Here is a 17,579-nt window from a genome sequence, read left to right on the forward strand (position 1 = left end):
ATTTTGTTCAACGTTAACGACACCATGGTAGCGGACAGAACCACGTACCGTCGGGCGCGGTCGGGCGGTGTTATGCGCGCAGGGTGCCCGTGACGAATTCCTCCGTGACGGACTGCAGCGCCATGGAACCGGCGGCCTCAATGAGGACGTCCGCGACCGAGGTGCCCAGCGCATGGCAGACCGACGCCAACAGCTCGGAGGAGACCTCCTTGCGGCCGCGTTCCAGTTCGGACAGGTAACCGGGTGAGACACGCGCAGATTCTGCGAGTTCCCGCAGAGTGATGCCCTTTTCCGCCCGGAACGAGCGGAGGGCAGCACCGAGTGCCTCCCGGAGCAGGGGTTCAGGCGCCCGCCGGGAAGCGACGAGCGGGGTATCAATGACAGCGGTGGTAACCATTACTCCTTCTAACGACCAGCGGCACAGGTTTGTTCCACCCGGGCCAGCAACCCTTCCAATGCGGCGGCCACGGCGGCCTCCCGGATCTCCCGGCGGGATCCGGTGAAGTTGTGTCCCTCTGTCTCCACGCCGTTGTCGTCCGCATAGCCGATCCAGACCTCCCCCACCGGGCGTCCGTCCTGTGGATCGGGTCCGGCCACCCCGGTCAGAGACACGCCCCAGTCTGCGAGGCAGACCTTGCGCACCCCCGCCGCCATGGCGGCGGCCGCCTCCACGGAGACCGGACCGAAGGTGTCCAGCACCCGGTCCGGGACACCTGCGAGCAACATCTTCAGCTCTGTGGCGTAGGTGATCAACCCGCCCCGCAGCACCGTGGAGGCGCCGGGAGTGTCGGCGAGTGTCGCGGTGGCCAGGCCCGCGGTCAGGGACTCACAGAAGGCGACGGTGAGCCCGCGGCTCCGCAACGCCTCGACGAGGTTCACGGCTGCCGCCGGGAATCGATCAGGTACTGCGCACCCGTCCACACGGTGACCACCACGGCGGCGAGCATGACCAGCCAGCTCGGCAGGTCCATCCACGCCGGCAGGGGCATCAGGTACAGGCCTACCGCCACCGCCTGCAGGGTGGTCTTGACCTTGCCGCCCTTCGAGGCGGGGACGACCAGCCCGCGACGCAGCATGACCATCCGCCACACGGTGATGCCGAATTCCCGCACCAGGATCACGATGGTGACCCAGACGGGCAGGACACCGATGATGTTCAGGCTGACCAACGCGGCGGTCATGAGGGCCTTGTCGGCGATCGGGTCAGCGATCTTGCCGAAATCCGTCACCAGGTTGCGGGCCCGGGCGATGTCACCGTCGAGTTTGTCGGTGATCATCAGGGCCACGAAGACACCGAACGCCCACCACATGTGGTCGGCCAGCACGAGCCAGACGAACAGCGGGATGACCAGGATCCGCAGACTCGTCAACACATTGGGAAGGTTGAAGTTGCTGGGTTTCGCGGGCGTCGGTGCAGTCACGCCACACACCCTACCCGCCCGGGTCGGAGTAACATTTCTGAGCATGAAATACTTTGCAGTCCATTACCAGTACCCCCACGAGGCAGCGGAGATTGTCGCGCTGCGCCCCGAGCACCGCGAATGGCTGGCCACCCTGGCCACCGCGGACCAGCTCGTCGGCTCCGGCCCCTACACCGACGGTGAGGGCAGCGCGCTGATCATCATCCGTCTCCCCGAGACCGCCACGCTCCGTGACGCCGAGGAACTCATGGACAATGACCCGTTCACCCGCGAGAACGCGCTTGCGGGCCGCACCGTCCGGGAGTGGAACCCCGTGTTGAACGTGTTCCGCGCCCCGGACGGGAACTGACCTACTCCCTGCTGCGCGGGGTGCCGGACTGATCGGCCGGCAGGTCCGGTTCGGCATCCCCGTACTTCTCGTCGTCGGTGAGCTCATGCTCTTCCTCGCGGACGAAGACGCGGGTATCGATGGCGCCCTGGGACTTCTCCCAGTAGTTACGCCAGATGGACGCGAGCACCGTCACCGTCAGGATGCCCACGATGGCCACCAGCGACCATTCCGTCGCGATCTCCGGAACCGTCACGTTCTCACCGCCGTTGACGAACGGCAGGTTGTTCTCGTGCAGGGCGTGCAGCAGCAGCTTCACGCCGATGAAGCCCAGGATCAGCGCCAGGCCGTAGGGCAGGTAGACCAGACGGTCAAGCAGACCGTCGAGCAGGAAGTACATCTGGCGCAGGCCCATCAGCGAGAAGGCGTTGGTGGTGAACACCAGGTAGGCCTCCGTGGTGATGCCGTAGATCGCCGGGATGGAGTCGAAGGCGAACATGACGTCCACGAGGCCGATGGCCACCAGCGCCACGAACAGCGGTGTGAGGGCGAATTTGCCGTGGAAGCGGGTGGTGAGCTTGTCACCGTCGTAGCCCGGGGTGACCGGCACGACCTTGCGCAGCCATTTGATGATCCGCATGTCGTTGGGGTCGGTCTCCGGTGCGTCCGTGATCTCGTCCCACAGCAGCTTGACCGCGGTCCACAGCAGGAAGGCCGCAAACAGGTAGAACACGTCCGACCAGGCGGAGATGACGGCGGCGCCCATGAGAATGAACGCCAGGCGGAAGATCAGCGCCAGTACGATGCCGATGAGCAGCACCTTCTGCTGGTATTTACGCGGGATCTTGAAGGCGCCCATGATCAGGGCGAACACGAAGAGGTTGTCCACGCTCAGCGCCTTCTCCGTCACGTAGCCGGTGAAGTACTCGATGCCGTGCTGGTGGTCCCACATGAAGTAGACGAACACACCGAACAGCAGCGCGATGCCGACGTAGAAGGCCGACCAGATCCCTGATTCCTTGAGCGTGGGCTCATGCGGGGTGCGGACGTGGCTGTAGAAGTCGAAAACGAAGAATCCGAGAATCACCACGATGGTGGCGATCCAGATCCACAATGGAATGGTCAAGGCCAATGCCTCCGGTCTTTTCTGGGTAGATGAATGACCGGAGGTCTCCCCCACCCGCATACTCTGCGGGCCGACGCGACCGGGCCGTGAGGCCGTGCTGACGGTCAGTGCCGATTATGGGGTACTCCCCTCCATGACAAAGTCACACTATACACAACCGGCGCCTAAAAAGCCCCTGCCGATGGGTTGTAGGTCGCCTGCACGACGCGGGTCTCCCCCTCCGGTTCCCCGACGGCGGCCTCGTCCTCCCAGCCGGCCTCCTTGGGTGCCTCGGCCGGGTCGGCGCCCTTGATCATCCAGATGATGGTGTCCAGCTCGTCGGGCTTGACCAGGACGTCGCGGGCCTTGGAACCCTCGGAGGGGCCGACCACGCCACGGGTCTCCATGAGGTCCATGAGGCGGCCGGCCTTGGCGAAGCCGATGCGCAGCTTGCGCTGGAGCATGGAGGTCGAGCCGAGCTGCGAGGTGACGACGAGTTCAACGGCTTCGAGCAGGTCGTCCATGTCCTTGCCGATGTCCTCGTCGATCTCCTTCTTCGCGTCGGAGGTCTTGTCGTCGGTCACACCCTCGGTGTAGGTGGGCTCAGCCTGGCCCTTGGCGGCATCCACGACTGCCTGGACCTCCTCGTCGGTGACGAAGGCACCCTGCAGGCGCTGGGGCTTGCCCGCGCCCTGGGGGATGAACAGGGCGTCGCCCATGCCGATGAGCTTCTCCGCGCCCGGCTGGTCGAGGATGACGCGGGAGTCGGTGAGCGAGGAGGTGGCGAAGGCGAGACGGGAGGGGACGTTCGTCTTGATCAGGCCGGTGACCACGTCGACCGAGGGGCGCTGGGTGGCCAGGACGAGGTGGATGCCGGCCGCACGCGCCTTCTGGGTGATGCGGACGATCGATTCCTCGATCTCCTTCGGGGCGGTCATCATGAGATCGGCGAGCTCGTCGACCACGCAGATGATGAAGGGGTACGGGCGGTACTCCCGCTGGGAGCCGGGCGGGGTGGTGATCTCGCCGGACTTGACCTTGCGGTTGTAGTCCTTGATGTGGCGCACGCGGGTGGACTTCATGTCCAGGTAGCGTTGCTCCATCTCCTCCACCAGCCACTGGAGGGCCGCGGCGGCCTTCTTCGGCTGGGTGATGATGGGGGTGATCAGGTGCGGGATGCCCTCGTAGGGGGTCAGCTCGACCATCTTCGGGTCGACGAGGATGAGGCGGACCTCCTCAGGGGTGGCGCGGGTGAGCAGGGAGACGAGCATCGAGTTGATGAAGGCGGACTTACCGGAGCCGGTGGAACCGGCGACCAGCAGGTGCGGCATCTTCTGCGCCGAGTGGGAGACGAACTCACCCTCGATGTCCTTGCCCAGGCCGATGAGCATGGGATCGTGGTTGCCGCGGGTGGCGGGCGCATTGAGGACGTCCGCCAGCCGGACCATCTCGCGGTCGCTGTTGGGCACCTCGATACCGACGAGAGATTTGCCCGGGATCGGGGTGAGCAGGCGCACGTTGTCGGTCGCCACGGCGTAGGCCAGGTTGGACTGGAGGTTGGTGATCTTGGAGACCTTCACGCCCGGCCCCAGCTCCACCTCGTAGCGGGTGACGGTCGGGCCTCGGGAGAAGCCGGTGACGGTGGCGTCGACGTGGAACTCGGCGAAGACATCGGTGATCGCCTCGATCATCCGGTCGTTGGCCTCGGTCCGGGTCTTGGGCTTGTCACCGTCGATGAGCAGATCGGTGCTCGGCAGCTGGTAGTCGGTGGTCGTCTCCGGCTGGCGGGGGGCCGGTGCCGGTGCGGGGGTTTCCTCGCGCTCGGACTTCGGGGTGGCTGCGGGGACAGAGCGGGCGACGATCGCCCGGCGCATCGCCTGGTGTGACTGAGCGACGGCGTCCTCGGCCTCCTCAGGGGCCACGGCCGGGAACTCGTCGGTGTCGGTGACCTCCCGGCTGACCGGGGTGTCGAAGAGGGTGTGCTGGGTGTCGTGCTCGAATTCCTCGGCGTGCTCAGGCTCGGCCGGGTAGTTGTCCAGCGGGGTGCTTCTCGACGCCCGCGGGATCGCCCTCCTCCGTGGCGCCGGCGTGACCGCCGGGCGCGGGGCGCGCTGGCGGCCCTCGGCGAGGTCCGCGATGTCGTCCTCGGCGTGACCGTAGCGGTCGTCGTCCTCGACGTCCTCGTAGTCGGTGTCGGTTCCGCGGAGGTCGCCGAAGAATTCGCGGACATGATCAAATGCCTCGCGGGTGGTGATGCCGGTGGCCTTGAGCGCACCGTAGATGATGACGAGGACGAGCAGTGGGATGGCGACGTAGGAGCTGAAACCCGCGGCGAGCGTGCCACCGGTCCAGGTGCCCAGGGCACCGCCGGCGATGGCGCGGCCGGCCCAGTCGGTCGGGTTGCCGGCGAGGACGTGCACGAGGCCGAGCATGGACACGACGATGAGGGTGGTGCCGACCGCGATGCGGGGCCGGTCCCCGGGAGCGTTGCTCACGCCCAGCATGAGGGCGATGGCCAGGCCCACGAGCGCGACGGGCAGAACGAGGGCTCCCGCACCGATGACCAGGTGGGTGACGTGCGAGATCGCCTCGCCGACGGGGCCGGCGATGTCCAGCCAGACGGAGGCGCCGAGCACCGCCGCCAGCCCCAGGAGGATGAGCGCGACGCCGTCCATATCGGTGTCTGAGCCGTGGTCCCCTTCGTCGATGTCGGTGTCCTTGGCGATGACCGTGGTCTTCCTCGTTCCCCGGGTCTCCGGTTCCGTCGCTTCATCGTCCTCCCCGCGGCGGCGCGCCGTCCGGGTGAGGTTGCCCATTCCGCGGGCAGTGGCCCCGAAGAGAGTGCCGATCCCGTCGCTGACAGCACGAAAAGCGCTGCCGGTCCTCTCCTCGGAGGTCTCGGCAGCGCGGGACGCGGATCTCGGCGTGACCGCGGTGCCGGAACCCCGGGAACGCGTGGTTCCCGAGGGTCGGGTGCGGTCAGCCGTGCGTCCCTTGTTCGGGGAGCGCTTGGTTGAGCGTTGCGCCGAGTTTCGTACAGACATGGCCCCCACTGTAGTTGCTCATGCCACACTATTCACATCAGCCACACCGGACACCTGATCGAATTCTGTTTCAGCTATATCAAGCCTACAAGCCTGTCCGGTGGGCATCCGCCAGGTTTCCGTCAACCTGTAGCTCGACGACGTCGCGGCCGAAGATCCAGAGCAGCAGCTCCCCCACGTCCCCCCGGATCCGCAGGACGTTCTCCCCGTCCACGCTCACCCCCCGCTGGTCTGCCGCAACGATCCGGGGGAAACCGGTCGCGTGGAGGATGACCGGCACGGTGCTGTTCTTCAGGGTGCGGGGCGCCATCGTCGCCAGGACGCGGTAGAGCTGTGCCTGAACCACGCGGCTGAAGTCCCGGGGGCGGGCCACCCCGTCCCCGCGGCGTACGTCCTCATGGTGGATGAAGTGCTCTGCGGTGTTCATCACCGGGTCGATGAACCGCACGGGGTTGAACCGGCCCGGCCCGTCCGCCCAGTCGCGGACCAGCTCCGTGTAGTCCCGCTCGCCGGCCTTCGAGCTGGCGCGGGCCAGAAGGCCCGACATCGCGGGCACGAACATGCCGGCAGCGGCCAGCGGGTTGTTCTCACGCAGGTACAGGTGCACCGCCATGTCGCGGGTGTCCCACCCTTCGCAGAGGGTGGGGGCTTCGGGGCCGAGCTCCAGCAGGAGGTCCGCCAGGCGGACGCGTTCAGTCGCGGAAAAAGACATGCACCCCAGCATAGTGCCGGGGTGCATGTGAACAGGGTGTGACTACAGCGACGGGCGTGCCGAGGCCTGGACCTGGTCGTCGTCGATGGTCTGATCCAGGTCAGAGCTCATCGGTACGACGGTCGGCAGGATCATCGGCTCGCGGCGCCACTTCTGCTCCACGAAGCGGGAGATCCGGCGGCGCAGCTGCTGCACCATGCGGTAGGGGTTGTTCTCCCCCTCGGCTGCGAGGTCGTTGAGGACGGTCTCCGCCAGCTCCTTGACCTCCGGGGTCATGGCCCGGTCGTCCTCGGAGAAGCCCTTGGTCTCCACCGTCGGGGCCTCCATGAGGCGGCCGGTGCGGTTGTCGATCACGGCGGTGATCGAGATCAGGCCGCCGGAACCCAGGCTCGTGCGGTCGGCGAGGACATCCGCGTCGACCTCACCCATGGTGATGCCGTCGACGTAGAGGTTACCCACCGGGATCTGGCCGACGACCTGGGCGCGTCCGTCGACGAGGTCGACGACGACGCCGTTCTGGGCGAGCACCACGTTCTCCCGCGGGGTGCCGGTGGCGATGGCCAGTTCCTTGTTGGCGCGCAGGTGACGCCACTCGCCGTGGACCGGCATGGCGTTCTTCGGGCGGGCTGCGTTGTAGAGGAACAGCAGCTCGCCGGCGTAGCCGTGGCCCGAGGTGTGGACCTTGGCGTCCTTCCCGGTGACCACGGTCGCGCCGATCTGGGCGAGCATGTTGATGACGCCGAAGACGGCCTCCTCATTGCCCGGGACGAGCGAGGAGGACAGGATGATCAGGTCGCCGTCGCGGACGGTGATCTGACGGTGCTCACGCCGCGCCATGCGGGACAGGGCCGCCATCGGCTCGCCCTGGGTACCGGTGGTGATGAGCATGACCTTGTGCGGCGCCAGCTTCGAGGCGTCATCCATGGACACGATCGTGCCGCGCGGGGCCTTGAGGTAACCCATCTTCTCGGCGATCTCCATGTTGCGGATCATCGAGCGGCCGTTGAAGGCGACCTTGCGGCCGGCGGCCACCGCGGCGTCGACAGCCGCCTGCACACGGTAGACGTTGGAGGCGAAGGAGGCGAGGATGACGCGCTGCTTCGCCTCGGTGACCAGGCGCTTGATCGTCGGGGCAACCTCCGCCTCGGAACCGGAGACACCCGGGGTCGTGGCGTTGGTGGAGTCGCAGAGCATGAGGTCCACGCCCTCGTCACCGAAGCGCGACAGGGCCGGCAGGTCGGTCGGGCGACCGTCCGTGGGGGTCTGGTCCAGCTTGATGTCACCGGTGTGGATGACCAGGCCGGCGCCGGTCTTGATCGCCAGGCCGAGGCAGTCCGGGATGGAGTGGTTGACGGCCCAGAAACGGATGTTGAAGGGGCCGCGGTTCTCGTTGGACTGCTCGTTGACCTCGATCAGCTTCGGACGCAGGCGGTGCTCCTTGCACTTCGCCGCAATGAGGGCGAGGGTGAAGCGGGAGGCCAGGATCGGAATGTCCGCGCGCAGCTTGAGCAGCCACGGGATGGCACCGATGTGGTCCTCGTGTCCGTGGGTGACCACCAGTGCGTCGACGCGGTCGAGGTGGTTCTCGATCGGTCCGAAGTCCGGCAGGATCAGGTCGACGCCCGGCTCACCCGAGGAGGGGAAGAGCACGCCGCAGTCGACGAGGAGCAGACGGTTGTTGTACTCGAAGACCGTCATGTTGCGGCCGATCTCCGAGATACCGCCGAGCGCGTAGATGCGCAGACCGTTGCGCGGTGTCTTCGGCGGGGCCGACAGACGCTTCGTCAGGTCAGCGCCCTGCATGGACTTGACCACGTTACGACGCCCGCGGCCACCCCCCTGCTGGTCACCCTGGCCCTGTCCGCCCTGTCCGCTCTGGTTGCCCTGGCCACCACGGCCGCCGCGGGAACCGCGTCCACGGGCGGAACCCGAGGCACCCCGGGAGCGGCCGGAGCCGCGGGAGGAGGTGTTGCTCTCGGACTCCTGCGCACCCTTGTCGGATGCGGGGGTCTCGGAACCGTTCGTCTCCGGCGTCGGTGCCTGGAAGACCGGGGATGCGGAAGAACTCTCGGCCTCCGGCGGGCCTGCCTTGCGGGTGACCTTCCGGGCACGATTACGGGATTCAGTCATATTTAAAGGACTCCAGCCTTTTCCATGTCACGGCGGAGGGCCTCGATCTCCTGCTCGTCAGGTGCGACGACAGGCAGACGCGGGTCCCCCACCTCAATGCCCTGCAGTCGCAGGGCAGCCTTGGCCATGCTGGCACCACCCAGGCGGGCCTGGGCGGCGATCAGCGGTGTAAGAACAGTGGCGTTGATTTCCCGCGCACGGGCGAGGTCGCCTTCCTCGAAACTTGTGTGGAGCTCACGCAGGGCACGTGGTGCGGCATGACCGACCACGGAGATGAAACCTGTGGCGCCGATCGACAACCACGGGATGTTCAGCGGGTCATCGCCGGAATAGTAGGCGAGACCGGTCTCGTGCATGAGCAGCGCAGACTCACCCATGTTACCCTTTGCATCCTTGACCGCAAGTATGTTGGGGATCTCGGCGAGTCGGCGGAGGGTCCCCGGCTCGATCGGGATCGAGGAACGCGGAGGGATGTCGTAGAGGCACACGGGGAGGTCAGTGGCGCCTGCCACGGCCGAGAAGTGCTGGTAGAGCCCTTCCTGGCTGGGCTTGGAGTAGTACGGGGTGACCACCAGCAGCGCGTCAGCGCCTGCCTCGGCGGAGGCCCGTGCAAGCTCAACAGAATCGGCCGTGTTGTTGGTGCCGGCACCCGCGATGAGCTTCGCACGGTCGCCGACCTCCTCCTTCACGGCCCTGAGCAGAGCCGTCTTCTCCGCCACCGTCGTCGTCGGCGACTCACCGGTGGTGCCTGCCAGCACCAGGGAATCAAGTCCGTTGTCGACGAGGTATGCGGCGAGGCGACGGCCGGCTTCAACATCAAGGGCGCCGTCACGGTCGAAGGGGGTGACCATGGCGACGCAGACGGTACCGAAGTGTTCGGCTCCGGTCTTCGCTGTCAAACCTGTACTCATGGTGGTCAAGGTTACCTGCTTACCTTTCCTCTGGGGGAATCACTAGAATTCAGTGGCGTAGGGGCTGACGGCCATCTCGGTTCCGTCGGCCAGCCGGGAGATCTGGAAATCCGCGAACAGTACCGGGGACTGCTGCGCCAGCAGACGCAGACAGGCCACCGCCAGTGCCCGGATCTCGACGTCGGCGTGTTCCGTCGCGCGGGCGCCGATGAAGTGGCGCCAGGCCCGGTAGTTGCCGGTGACGACGATGCGGGACTCCGTCGCGTTGGGCAGCACGCTGCGGGCCGCCTGGCGGGCCTGCTTCTTGCGCAGCAGCGCGTTCGGCTCGTCGGTGAGCCGCTCCTCGAGGGCGTCGAGAAGCTCCTGGTAGATGAAGCGGGACTCGTCGACGGCGCGCAGCATCAGGTCGGCGAGCTGCGGATCGTCGGCGATGAGTTTCGGCAGCACGACCTCGGCCTCGTCCGAGTGGACGAAACGCTGCGAGAGCTGCGAGAAACTGAAGTTCCGGTGGCGGACCAGCTCATGGGTGGCGGAGCGGGAGATGCCGCGGATGTAGAGCGTCGCGGTGGCGTGCTCGAGTAGGGCGGTGTGGCCGACCTCCATGATGTGGCGGAGGTAGGCGTCGTTCGCCGCGGTGCGCGGATTGGGTTTGCCGAAGGACTCGTAGCAGGCGCGGCCGGCGAACTCGACAAGCGCCTCGGCGTCGGTGGCCGTGTCATCAGCCGCCCAGTCCACCCCCTCCGGAGGGGTGAAGCGGGTCGCTGCGATCAGCTGGACGTCCAGTTCGACGGGCTTCGCCATCGCCTAGACCCCCAGGTAGCCGTCGAGCCCCACGGTCAGGCCATCGTGGCCGGCGACCTCGCGCACGCCGAGGAGCACGCCGGGCACAAACGAGGTGCGGTCGTAGGAGTCCTGGCGGATGGTCAGGGTCTGCCCCTGGGAGCCGAAGATGATGTCCTCGTGGGCGACCATGCCGGTCATGCGGATGCCGTGGACCTTGACGCCGTCGACGTCAGCGCCGCGGGCACCCTCGAGGGTCTGCTCGGTGGCATCCGGGATCGGGCCGAGACCGGCCTCCACACGCGCCCGGGCAATGCCCTGCGCGGTATGGATCGCGGTGCCGGAGGGGGCATCCAGTTTATGGGGGTGGTGGTACTCCACGACCTCGGCGGAGTCGAAGAAACGGGCGGCCTGCTTCGCAAACGCCATGGCCAGCACCGCGGAAATGGCGAAGTTCGGGGCGATGAGGACGTTGCCCGCACCATCAGCCGCACACCACTGCCGGACCTGGTTGAGGCGCTCCTCATCGAAGCCGGTCGTGCCCACCACGGCGTGGATGCCGTTGGCGATGCAGAACTCCAGGTTGCCCATCACGGAACCCGGGGTGGTGAAGTCGACGACGACCTCCGTGCCTGCGTCGAGAAGCGTCTGCAGATCATCGTCCTGATCGACCTGCGCCACCAGCTCGAGATCCTCTGCGGCGTTCACGCCCTCGCACACCGCCGAACCCACGCGTCCCTTCGCGCCGAGTACTCCCACCTTGATGGCCATGGTTCCTCCTGTTATGTCGGTTATCCGGTGTCCCAGTCTAGGCTGCACGTAGCCGGACAGTGTCACGGCACTCCCCACGGGGTGCCACCAGAATCAGGGCATGCGCATCAACACATCTATGTGGGGGCCCAGAACCAGGCCCGTGATTTCTACGTCGACGGTTCCGCCCGTTGGCTGATGCTGGTCTCCCCGGAGCAGCCGGAGGGCCCCGAACTGCTGCTGGAACCCATGGGACATCCCGCCGACCGGATCCCCTTCACCCAGTTCGAGGTCACCGACATCCACGCCGAACACGCCCGCCTGCGCGAACTCGGGGTGCGCTTCCTCATTGAGCCCACCGAGGCTGGTCCGGTCACCGTCGCGGTCCCGGACGACACCTGCGGCCACTACATCCAGCTGATTCAGCCGGTTGCGGCAACTACGATGGAGTCATGACCGCTTACCGACGCCCCCTGCTCCCCGCTGCCCTCACCGCTGCTGCGCTGCTGCTCGTCGCCTGCGGCAACGGTGGTGGTTCCTCCACCCCGACCACGACCACTGCCGTTGACCCCGGCTCCGGTACCTCGACGGTGACCGCCACGGCCAACCCGACCGCCACCGCCGATGAACGGCCCCTGGGCCAGCCGGACCTGCTGCCGAAGGCCCAGGAGACACAGTGGAGCGAGGACTTCATCATCCTCGACAACATCCGTGCGGGCAGCCACGACGGCTTCGACCGCGTCGTCTTCGACCTCACCGACGGCGCCGACCCCGGCTGGCAGATCGACTACGTCGACGAGCCACGCCAACAGGCCTCCGGCAACCCCGTCGACGTGGCCGGCAACGCCTTCCTGCACGTGATGATCACCAACACGACCTACCCCTTCGAGCTCGGGATCGAGGACCCCCTCGAGCCAGGCACCTTCCCGGGTGCGGGCCGGGTCAATGAGATCGCCTACACCAGCATCTTCGAGGGTTACACCGAGGCCTACATCGGCCTGGACGAACAACTCCCCTACTCCGTGACCCTGTTGCACAACCCCACCCGCGTGGTCATCGACTTCGAGCACCAGTGACGAACGCCCCCGCCTGCTCCCTGAGGGGAGCGGACGGGGGCGTCGACAAGCAGGTGCGGTCTAATTCTGGCCCTCGACGAGGACCAGGGAGATCTTGCCGCGGTTGTCGATGTCGGCGATCTCAACCTGGATCTTGTCGCCCACGTTGATCACGTCCTCGACCTTCTCGATGCGCTCGTCGCCACCCAGGTTGGAGATGTGGATCAGACCGTCACGGCCCGGGGTCAGGGAGACGAAGGCGCCGAACGGCACGGTCTTGACCACGGTGCCGAGGAAACGCTCGCCGATCTTGGGCAGCTGCGGGTTGGCGATGGAGTTGATCTTGTCCATCGCGGCGTCGACCGCCGCACCGGTGGTGGCGGAGACGTGCACGGTGCCGTCATCCTCGATGGACACGTCGGCTCCGGTCTCCTCCGTGATGGAGTTGATGGTCTTGCCCTTCGGACCGATGAGCTCACCGATCTTGGACACCGGGATCTTCAGGCTGGTGATCTTCGGTGCCAGGTCGGACATCTCGTCCGGGGCGTCGATGACCTCGGCCATGGTGTCCAGGATGGCCAGACGGGCGTCACGGGCCTGGGACAGGGCGTCGGCGAGCACCTTCGAGGGGATGCCGTCGAGCTTGGTGTCCAACTGCAGGGCGGTGATGAACTCGGCGGTGCCGGCCACCTTGAAGTCCATGTCACCGAAGGCGTCCTCCGCACCGAGGATGTCGGTGAGGGAGACGTAGCGGGTCTCACCGTCGACCTCGTCGGAGACCAGGCCCATGGCGATACCCGCGACCGGTGCCTTCAGCGGCACACCGGCGTTGTACAGGGCGAGGGTGGAGGCGCAGACGGAACCCATGGAGGTGGAGCCGTTGGAGCCCAGGGCCTCGGAGACCTGGCGGATGGCGTAGGGGAACTCCTCACGCGTCGGCAGCACCGGCTCGATGGCGCGCTCGGCCAGCGCCCCGTGGCCGATCTCGCGGCGCTTCGGGGAACCCACACGACCGGTCTCACCGGTGGAGTACGGCGGGAAGTTGTAGTGGTGGATGTAGCGCTTGGAGGTCTCCACGGACAGCGAGTCGATCTGCTGCTCCATCTTGAGCATGTCCAGGGTGGTCACACCCAGGATCTGGGTCTCGCCACGCTCGAAGAGGGCGGAACCGTGGGCACGCGGGATGAGGTCCACCTCGACACCCAGGTCACGGATGTCGGAGGGGCCGCGGCCGTCGATACGGAAGCCCTCGGTCAGGATCTTGCTGCGCACGATCTGCTTCATCAGGGAGTTGAAGGCGGCACGGATCTGCTTGGAGGCGTCCCCGGTGGCGAAGGTGTCCAGCAGGGACTCCTCGACCTCCACCATGTAGGCGTTGGCGGCGTCCTCGCGTTCGTGCTTGCCCTTGATGGTCATCAGCTTGGTCAGCTTCTGCTCCGCCTTCTTCTTCACCACGGAGAAGACCTCGTCGGAGTAGGCGGGGAACAGCGGGAACTCCTGGCGTTCCTTCGCGGCGCGCTCAGCAAGGCCGGCCTGGGCCTGGCACAGGAGGGCGATGAAGGGCTTCGCGGCCTCCAGGCCCTGGGCGACGACGTCCTCGGTCGGGGTCGGGGCACCGTCCTCGATGAGCTGGAGGGCGTGGTCGGCGGCGCCGGCCTCCACCATCATGATGGCGACGTCGTCGGAGCTGCCCTTGCCCTGCCCGGGGAGGCGGCCGGAGACGACCATCTCGAAGACGCTCTTCTCACGCTGCGCGTGGGTCGGGAAGGCGATCCACTGGCCCTTCGGGTGCTTTTCGTCGGTGATCAGCGCCACGCGGACAGCGCCGACCGGGCCGGAGACCGGCAGGCCGGAGAGCTGGGTGGCGGCGGAGGCGCCGTTGATGGCGACGACGTCGTAGAAGTCCTCCGGGTTGTGCGAGAGCACGGTGATGATGACCTGGACCTCGTTGCGCAGACCCGACACGAAGGTGGGGCGCAGCGGGCGGTCGATCAGGCGGGCGGCCAGAATGGCCTCCGTGCCGGGACGTCCCTCACGGCGGAAGAAGGAACCGGGGATGCGGCCCGCGGCGTACATCCGCTCCTCGACGTCCACGGTCAGCGGGAAGAAGTCCAGGCCCTCGCGTGGCTGGTTGGATGCTGTGACGGTGGCCAGCAGCATGTTCTCGTCATCCAGGTAGGTGGTGACGGAACCGCCGGCCTGGCGGGCCAGCTGGCCGGTCTCAAAACGGATCGTGCGGGTGCCGAAGGCACCGTTGTCGATCTCTACGGCGGCCTCGGTCACCCCGAAGTCCTCGTCCACGTGAAAAGTCACGGGATTGCTCATGTATCTCCTTCAATGAGAGGTCGGTGATCGTCGATGCCACCGAAAATGTGTCGTCCTTGATACAACGAAGCACTATTCTAGCAGGCATGCTCATGCTGGCCATATGGTGCTTGCCGACGCTCGTGGACTTCACCGTCCGCCGGGGCGCACCGGCCGTTTTCCGCCGCAACGGCCTCATCGCGGCGGGCTGGTGGTGGATCGGCTGGGGCGTGGTCGTCGGGCTCCTCGGATTCCTGGTCGGCCATGTCGCGGCGATGAACATCCCGGCCTCCGCGCTGGGTTCCCCCGGGGTGGCAGGCGGCATCACCGGCCTGGGCAGCATGGTCGGCGTCGCAGCCGCCGCGGCGGGAGAGGAGATCTTCTTCCGCGGTTTCCTGCAGGGCTGGCTCGATTCCCGCTGGGGTGTGCGGGTCGCCCTGTGGGGCCAGGCCGTGGCTTTCCTCCTCCCCCACTTACTGCTGGTCCTGGTGGACCCGGCCCTGTGGGTGCTGCTGCCCGTGCAGTTCCTCATCGGCCTGGCCCTCGGCGTGCTGCGGTGGCGTTCCGGTTCCGTGTGGCCGGCGGTGGTCGCCCACGTGCTGACCAACGTGATCGCGGGCCTGCTCTACCAGTGAGCCGGGGACGGCAAAACCCGCCCGGCCGGTGTCGGCGGGGCGGGTTCCGGGGAAAGTCAGCGACTAGCGACGCAGGCCCAGGCGGGCGATCAGGTCACGGTAGCGGCCGATGTTCTCGCCGGCCAGGTACTTCAGCAGGCCACGACGGCGACCGACGAGCAGCAGCAGGCCACGACGGGAGTGGTGGTCGTGCTTGTGGAACTTCAGGTGCTCGGTCAGGGTGTTGATGCGGTTGGTCAGCATCGCGACCTGGGCCTCCGGGGAACCGGTGTCGGTCTCGTGCAGACCGTACTCGGCCAGGATCGTCTTCTTCTGCTCAGAAGTCAGAGCCATGGGATTTCTCTTTTCCTTGTTTCAGTCCACATGAAGGATCACCGGTTGACCGGTGGGCGCAACTGCTGTGGACCGCAGTCGCATGAAGCCTCGGGAAATCTTACCGGTCGGCGGCCTGGGGGACCAAATCCCGACGGGCCGGGGTCCGCTCCGCCAGCGACGTGAGCCGCTGCATGAACTCCGCCAGGAAACGCTCGACATCGACGGCGACCGCGACGCGGGCGGTTTTGACGGGATCGTTGAGGCGGTCGTGATCGCCTATGGTCCGGCCGCGGGTCTCCCCCACCAGGTCGACCTTGAGGTTGATGTCCAGACAGGTGACCAGGCTGGGATCCACCGCCACGGCAACGGCCAGCGGGTCGTGCAGTCCGCAGCCGCCCAGGTTCGGGGCGGTCGTCTCATAGGCCCTGATGTAGTAGTCGGTGGCGTCGGCGAGGAAGTCCCCGCCCGCGGTGCCCAGTTCCCGCCACTGCGCGGTCTCCTCCGTCGTGAGCAGGGTCTGCAGGGTCACGTCCAGGCCGATCATGGTGACGTCCCGGGAGCGGCGGAAGAGCAGGTCGGTGGCCTCGGGGTCCTGGTTGACATTGGCCTCGGCCCAGGGTCGGACGTTGCCCGGCACGCTCAGCGCACCACCCATCATGACGATCCGTGCGTTCTCCGCAAAGTGGTCGTCGGCTTCGATGGCGGCGGCGATCGTCGTCGACGGTCCGGTGGGCACGATGACCAGGTCCTCCCCGTGCTCGCGCACCGACTGGACGAGGAAGTCCACGGCATTGCCCCCGGCGGCCTGGACACTCGGTTCCGGGAGCACGGCCTCGCCGATGCCGTTGACGCCGTGGATGAACTCGGAGATCTCCAGCACCTCGAAGGAATCGCGCGTCCGGGCGTGCGGGACGCCGGCGTAGACGGGGATGTCGCTGCGGCCGAAGAGTTCGAGGATGGCCAGGGCGTTGCGCACCCCGGTCTCCACAGCCACGTTGCCGTAGGTGCCGGTGATGCCGATGACCTCGAGCTCGGGCGAGCCGAGGGCGTAGGCCAGGGCGAGGGCATCGTCGATGCCGGTGTCGAGGTCGAGGATGATCTTCCTGGGCACCGCCTACTCCTTGATGCCGAGGATCTCGCGGACCTTCTCCACGTCCGAGGTGATGGCGGCGGTCAGTTCCTCCACCGAGTTGTACTTGACCATGTCACGCACGTGGCCGACGAAGGCGACGTCCGCGGTGTGCCCGTAGAGGTCTGCTTCCCGGTCGAGGAGGAAGGACTCCACACTGCGCGGCTCGTTCCCGAAGGTGGGGTTGGTGCCCACGGAGATCGCCGCCGGATAGGGCACGTCGCGCTCCATGTTGCCGTCGATGGGGCGGTCATCGCGGATGGTGAACCAGCCGGCGTAGACCCCGTCGGCGGGCAGCGCCATGGACTCCGGGAAGTACTGGTTGGCGGTGGGGAAACCCAGCTCGCGCCCGCCCCGGCCCGCTCCGTGGACGATGGGTCCGGTGACGATGAAGTCCCGGCCCAGTGCCCACGCCGCACGCTCGACATCGCTGTCGCCGAGGTATTCCCGGATGTTCGAGGAACAGATGCGGGTCTCCTCGTCGTAGAGGAGATCGACGATATTGATGTCGATGTCGTACTTCCTACCCAGCTCCCGCATCGTCTCGGACGTGCCGGCGGCGTTGCGGCCGAAGGTGAAGTTCTCCCCCACCACCACAGCCTTCGCCTTGAGCTTATCGCGCAGCAGGTCGGTGAAGTACTCCTCCGGCGACAGGCCCGCCAGATCACGCCGGAAGTCCACGACGAGCACGCCGTTGACTCCGAGCTCCATGGCATGGCGCAGGCGCTGCTCCACCGGCACCAGCAGCACCGGGCTGCGATCGGGGGCGAAGATCGCCAGGGGGTGCGGGTCGAAGGTGACCAGCACACAGGGCAGCCCCTTGTCCCGGGAGACCCGGACCGCCTCATCGATGAGCGCCTGGTGCCCCCGGTGGACGCCGTCAAAGACCCCGATGGTGACCACCGATGCCTCCAGGTCCGCGGGGATGTCCTCAACTCCGTGCCAAACAATCACCGCTAC

18 protein-coding genes are annotated in these 17,579 nt (G+C 66.9%); 4 read left to right on the forward strand and 14 right to left on the reverse strand.

Translation table 11 applies throughout. The annotated features are described in order from the left end of the window. Window positions 1-70 precede the first annotated feature (70 nt). The 3 genes from EAH68_RS11665 to pgsA are packed head-to-tail and all read right to left on the reverse strand — an operon-like array spanning window position 71 to window position 1,421. A complete protein-coding gene (locus tag EAH68_RS11665) occupies window positions 71-397 on the reverse strand; it encodes a helix-turn-helix domain-containing protein (protein WP_126121517.1) in 327 nt (108 codons plus the stop codon). Window positions 398-405: 8 nt separating this feature from the next. Then, window positions 406-879: a CinA family protein gene (locus EAH68_RS11670; RefSeq protein WP_126121518.1), complete on the reverse strand. Its 474-nt coding sequence runs from the start codon at window positions 877-879 to the stop codon at window positions 406-408. Then, complete coding sequence (pgsA, locus tag EAH68_RS11675) at window positions 876-1,421, reverse strand: CDP-diacylglycerol--glycerol-3-phosphate 3-phosphatidyltransferase (protein ID WP_241228434.1); 546 nt, start codon at window positions 1,419-1,421, stop codon at window positions 876-878. The genes EAH68_RS11670 and pgsA overlap by 4 nt, the downstream gene beginning before the upstream one ends. 43 nt (window positions 1,422-1,464) lie before the next feature. Here pgsA and EAH68_RS11680 point away from each other — a divergent pair, with 43 nt between their 5' ends. After that, a complete protein-coding gene (locus EAH68_RS11680) occupies window positions 1,465-1,770 on the forward strand; it encodes a YciI family protein (protein ID WP_126121520.1) in 306 nt (101 codons plus the stop codon). Window position 1,771: 1 nt separating this feature from the next. On the opposite strand, the gene EAH68_RS11685 is transcribed toward EAH68_RS11680, so the two are convergent. The 7 genes from EAH68_RS11685 to dapB all read right to left on the reverse strand — a co-directional run bounded on the left by EAH68_RS11685 (window position 1,772) and on the right by dapB (window position 11,202). Then, a complete protein-coding gene (locus tag EAH68_RS11685; RefSeq protein WP_164546480.1) occupies window positions 1,772-2,875 on the reverse strand; it encodes a TerC family protein in 1,104 nt (367 codons plus the stop codon). Window positions 2,876-3,039: 164 nt separating this feature from the next. After that, window positions 3,040-5,898 carry an FtsK/SpoIIIE family DNA translocase gene (locus EAH68_RS11690; protein WP_126121522.1) on the reverse strand — a complete coding sequence of 953 codons (2,859 nt, stop codon included), beginning with the start codon at window positions 5,896-5,898 and terminating at the stop codon, window positions 3,040-3,042. Window positions 5,899-5,983: 85 nt separating this feature from the next. Then, window positions 5,984-6,610, reverse strand: coding sequence for a TIGR03085 family metal-binding protein (locus tag EAH68_RS11695; RefSeq protein WP_241228435.1), 627 nt, complete (start codon window positions 6,608-6,610; stop codon window positions 5,984-5,986). Window positions 6,611-6,652: 42 nt separating this feature from the next. Next, window positions 6,653-8,740 carry a ribonuclease J gene (locus tag EAH68_RS11700; protein ID WP_126121523.1) on the reverse strand — a complete coding sequence of 696 codons (2,088 nt, stop codon included), beginning with the start codon at window positions 8,738-8,740 and terminating at the stop codon, window positions 6,653-6,655. A 2-nt stretch (window positions 8,741-8,742) separates the two neighbouring features. Next, window positions 8,743-9,651 (reverse strand): 4-hydroxy-tetrahydrodipicolinate synthase, encoded by a 909-nt coding sequence (gene dapA, locus EAH68_RS11705; RefSeq protein WP_126121524.1) that lies wholly within the window; start codon window positions 9,649-9,651, stop codon window positions 8,743-8,745. Window positions 9,652-9,693: 42 nt separating this feature from the next. Further along, window positions 9,694-10,452: an FAD-dependent thymidylate synthase gene (thyX, locus tag EAH68_RS11710; protein WP_126121525.1), complete on the reverse strand. Its 759-nt coding sequence runs from the start codon at window positions 10,450-10,452 to the stop codon at window positions 9,694-9,696. Between the two features lie 3 nt (window positions 10,453-10,455). Further along, complete coding sequence (gene dapB / locus EAH68_RS11715) at window positions 10,456-11,202, reverse strand: 4-hydroxy-tetrahydrodipicolinate reductase (protein ID WP_126121526.1); 747 nt, start codon at window positions 11,200-11,202, stop codon at window positions 10,456-10,458. A gap of 120 nt (window positions 11,203-11,322) precedes the next feature. Here dapB and EAH68_RS11720 point away from each other — a divergent pair, with 120 nt between their 5' ends. Further along, a complete protein-coding gene (locus EAH68_RS11720; RefSeq protein WP_439647634.1) occupies window positions 11,323-11,637 on the forward strand; it encodes a VOC family protein in 315 nt (104 codons plus the stop codon). Next, complete coding sequence (locus EAH68_RS11725; protein WP_126121527.1) at window positions 11,634-12,257, forward strand: AMIN-like domain-containing (lipo)protein; 624 nt, start codon at window positions 11,634-11,636, stop codon at window positions 12,255-12,257. The genes EAH68_RS11720 and EAH68_RS11725 overlap by 4 nt, the downstream gene beginning before the upstream one ends. Window positions 12,258-12,317: 60 nt before the next feature. Here the strand turns inward: EAH68_RS11725 and EAH68_RS11730 are convergent, their stop codons facing one another. After that, window positions 12,318-14,561 carry a polyribonucleotide nucleotidyltransferase gene (locus EAH68_RS11730; RefSeq protein ID WP_126121528.1) on the reverse strand — a complete coding sequence of 748 codons (2,244 nt, stop codon included), beginning with the start codon at window positions 14,559-14,561 and terminating at the stop codon, window positions 12,318-12,320. Window positions 14,562-14,647: 86 nt separating this feature from the next. On the opposite strand from EAH68_RS11730, the gene EAH68_RS11735 reads away from it, so the two are divergent. Then, entirely contained in the window at window positions 14,648-15,175 is a 528-nt protein-coding gene (locus tag EAH68_RS11735) for a CPBP family intramembrane glutamic endopeptidase (RefSeq protein WP_126121529.1), read from the forward strand. Between the two features lie 63 nt (window positions 15,176-15,238). Here EAH68_RS11735 and rpsO read toward each other — a convergent pair whose 3' ends face one another. The 3 genes from rpsO to EAH68_RS11750 form a co-directional block, all read right to left on the reverse strand. Continuing rightward, window positions 15,239-15,508 carry a 30S ribosomal protein S15 gene (gene rpsO / locus EAH68_RS11740; RefSeq protein ID WP_126121530.1) on the reverse strand — a complete coding sequence of 90 codons (270 nt, stop codon included), beginning with the start codon at window positions 15,506-15,508 and terminating at the stop codon, window positions 15,239-15,241. A gap of 100 nt (window positions 15,509-15,608) precedes the next feature. After that, window positions 15,609-16,601, reverse strand: coding sequence for a nucleoside hydrolase (locus EAH68_RS11745; protein ID WP_126121531.1), 993 nt, complete (start codon window positions 16,599-16,601; stop codon window positions 15,609-15,611). 3 nt (window positions 16,602-16,604) lie between these two features. Continuing rightward, a complete protein-coding gene (locus EAH68_RS11750; RefSeq protein ID WP_126121532.1) occupies window positions 16,605-17,573 on the reverse strand; it encodes a bifunctional riboflavin kinase/FAD synthetase in 969 nt (322 codons plus the stop codon). Window positions 17,574-17,579 lie beyond the last annotated feature (6 nt).

Origin of the sequence: Corynebacterium hylobatis (genome assembly GCF_003955685.1) — a bacterium.
Classification (GTDB): domain Bacteria; phylum Actinomycetota; class Actinomycetes; order Mycobacteriales; family Mycobacteriaceae; genus Corynebacterium; species Corynebacterium hylobatis.

Bases quoted from the DNA above. Each gene is read 5' to 3' on its own strand.
- EAH68_RS11735 (WP_126121529.1), top strand. From the start codon at position 14,648: ATGCTCATGCTGGCCATATGGTGCTTGCCGACGCTCGTGGACTTCACC.
- EAH68_RS11665 (WP_126121517.1), bottom strand. From the start codon at position 397: ATGGTTACCACCGCTGTCATTGATACCCCGCTCGTCGCTTCCCGGCGG.
- EAH68_RS11730 (WP_126121528.1), bottom strand. From the start codon at position 14,561: ATGAGCAATCCCGTGACTTTTCACGTGGACGAGGACTTCGGGGTGACC.
- EAH68_RS11700 (WP_126121523.1), bottom strand. From the start codon at position 8,740: ATGACTGAATCCCGTAATCGTGCCCGGAAGGTCACCCGCAAGGCAGGC.
- dapA (WP_126121524.1), bottom strand. From the start codon at position 9,651: ATGAGTACAGGTTTGACAGCGAAGACCGGAGCCGAACACTTCGGTACC.
- thyX (WP_126121525.1), bottom strand. From the start codon at position 10,452: ATGGCGAAGCCCGTCGAACTGGACGTCCAGCTGATCGCAGCGACCCGC.
- EAH68_RS11690 (WP_126121522.1), bottom strand. From the start codon at position 5,898: ATGTCTGTACGAAACTCGGCGCAACGCTCAACCAAGCGCTCCCCGAAC.
- EAH68_RS11680 (WP_126121520.1), top strand. From the start codon at position 1,465: ATGAAATACTTTGCAGTCCATTACCAGTACCCCCACGAGGCAGCGGAG.
- EAH68_RS11695 (WP_241228435.1), bottom strand. From the start codon at position 6,610: ATGTCTTTTTCCGCGACTGAACGCGTCCGCCTGGCGGACCTCCTGCTG.
- dapB (WP_126121526.1), bottom strand. From the start codon at position 11,202: ATGGCCATCAAGGTGGGAGTACTCGGCGCGAAGGGACGCGTGGGTTCG.
- rpsO (WP_126121530.1), bottom strand. From the start codon at position 15,508: ATGGCTCTGACTTCTGAGCAGAAGAAGACGATCCTGGCCGAGTACGGT.
- EAH68_RS11725 (WP_126121527.1), top strand. From the start codon at position 11,634: ATGACCGCTTACCGACGCCCCCTGCTCCCCGCTGCCCTCACCGCTGCT.